Consider the following 2185-nt stretch of genomic DNA (forward strand, 5'->3'; position numbering starts at 1 on the left):
GTCGGGGATGTGGCTCCCTGGACGACGGTGGAGCCGCAGACGTTGCGGTTGTATCCGGGGACGACGGGGACGGTGGAGCTGACGTTCGCTCCGCCGCGTACTCCGGATGCGGTGGCGGGGCCGAATGCGTATGCGGTGCGGATTGTGCCGACGGAGCATCCGGACGCGGTGACGGTTCCGGAGGGGAATCTGACGATCACGGCGTTCACCGAGGTGCGGGCGGAGTTGGTGCCGCCGACGGTGAAGGGCCGGTTCCGGGGGCGGCCGCGGCTCGCGGTGGACAACCTGGGCAATACGAAGGTGACGGCGTCGATCGCGGGCAGTGATCATGGTGATCATCTGTCGTACGAGGTGCGGCCGGGGAATGTGCAGATCGAGCCGGGTCGTGCGGCGTTCGTGGAGACGACGCTGAAGCCGAAGCAGATCATCTGGTTCGGTGCGAAGGAGGAGCGGCCGTACACGCTGGCGGTGCGGCGGTCGGGGGTGGATCCGACCGAGATCGAGGGGACCTATGTTCAGCGTGGGTTTCTGCCGCGCTGGCTGGCGACGTTCTTCGGGATCTTCCTGGCGTTGGCGATCGCGTTCGTGATGATCTGGATCGCGTACAAGCCGCAGGTCCGCACGAGTGCGACCGAGCAGACGGAACAGGCCGGTGCCGCCCTCGCCCCCAGCCCGAGTGCCACACCCGAGACCCTGCCCAGCAGTGCGGAGTCCGCGCCCGAGGTCGAGCCCGAGCAGCCGGCCTCCGAGAAGCCCGAGAACGACGGCGCCGGTGGCGGTGACGGTGACGGCGGAGGTGGCGGCGGGGGCGGGCAGTCCAACAAGCCCGCGACGAAGCCGGACGTGGTTCCCGCCATGAACATCATGCTGCGCAACGCCACCACCCACATGTGCGCCGACATCCCCGGGCGGGACAAGGGCAAGATCAACGGGGTCGTCCAGCAGGCCAACTGCCACGAAGAGGGCGACAACGAGTACTGGAACCTCGAGGTCAAGTACGAGAACGGCGGCCCCAACGGGGTCAAGCTCTTCCAGATCCGGAACGTCACGGACCAGCTGTGCATGGACCTGGGTGAATACGGCGCTCGTCCGGAGGGAACGGGGGTCGCCGAATTCCACTGCAACGGCACCAAGGCGGACAACCAGCTGTGGTGGATCGACAAGCAGGCGAGCGGGAACTACTGGATCCGCAACTTCGCCAGTGCCCACCGATGCCTGAACGTGAAGGGCCAGAACGGCGGCACCGAGACTCCGCTGAACATCGCCACCTGCACCAACACCGACGACCAGGAGTGGCAGATCATCCGCCCGTCGAAGGACTGACGCAGGGTCCGAAAAGTCGTACGATCAGGTACCTCGGGGCAGCCAGAACTGCCCCGAGTGCCGCTGACGCATGGGCAGTTGCCCCGTAGCGTCGGCGTGTGAGCCTGTGGACTTCCCTGGAGCCCGCGTCCGCGACTGTGGACCCCGGCAGTAGTACGCGTGTGCGCCTGAGGGTGCGTAATACCGGTGACGTCGTCGACGAGTACCGGTTCGAACCGGTCGGGGATGTGGCTCCCTGGACGACGATCGAGCCACAAACCCTGCGGCTGTATCCGGGGACGACGGGGACGGTGGAGCTGACGTTCGCTCCGCCGCGCACACCCGATGCGGTGGCGGGGCCGAATCCGTATGCGGTGCGGATTGTGCCGACGGAGCATCCGGACGCGGTGACGGTTCCGGAGGGGAATCTGACGATCACGGCGTTCACCGAGGTGCGGGCGGAGTTGGTGCCGCCGACGGTGAAGGGCCGGTTCCGGGGGCGGCCGCGGCTCGCGGTGGACAACCTGGGCAATACGAAGGTGACGGCGTCGATCGCGGGCAGTGATCATGGTGATCATCTGTCGTACGAGGTGCGGCCGGGGAATGTGCAGATCGAGCCGGGTCGTGCGGCGTTCGTGGAGACGACGCTGAAGCCGAAGCAGATCATCTGGTTCGGTGCGAAGGAGGAGCGGCCGTACACGCTGGCGGTGCGGCGGTCGGGGGTGGATCCGACCGAGATCGAGGGGACCTATGTTCAGCGTGGGTTTCTGCCGCGCTGGCTGGCGACGTTCTTCGGGATCTTCCTGGCGTTGGCGATCGCGTTCGTGATGATCTGGATCGCGTACAAGCCGCAGGTCCGCACGAGTGCGACCGAGCAGACGGA

Annotated in this window: 2 protein-coding genes; both read left to right on the forward strand. The window is 66.9% G+C overall.

Features of this window, described 5'->3' with window-relative positions; translation table 11 throughout:
• A partial coding sequence (locus ACZ6IM_RS42545; RefSeq protein WP_469564621.1) for an RICIN domain-containing protein occupies positions 1–1323 on the forward strand: 1323 nt, incomplete at its 5' end.
• Between the two features lie 98 nt (positions 1324–1421).
• The coding region (locus ACZ6IM_RS42550; RefSeq protein ID WP_469564624.1) for a COG1470 family protein at positions 1422–2185 on the forward strand (764 nt) is incomplete at its 3' end.

It is taken from the genome of Streptomyces sp. NPDC042336 (genome assembly GCF_055581985.1).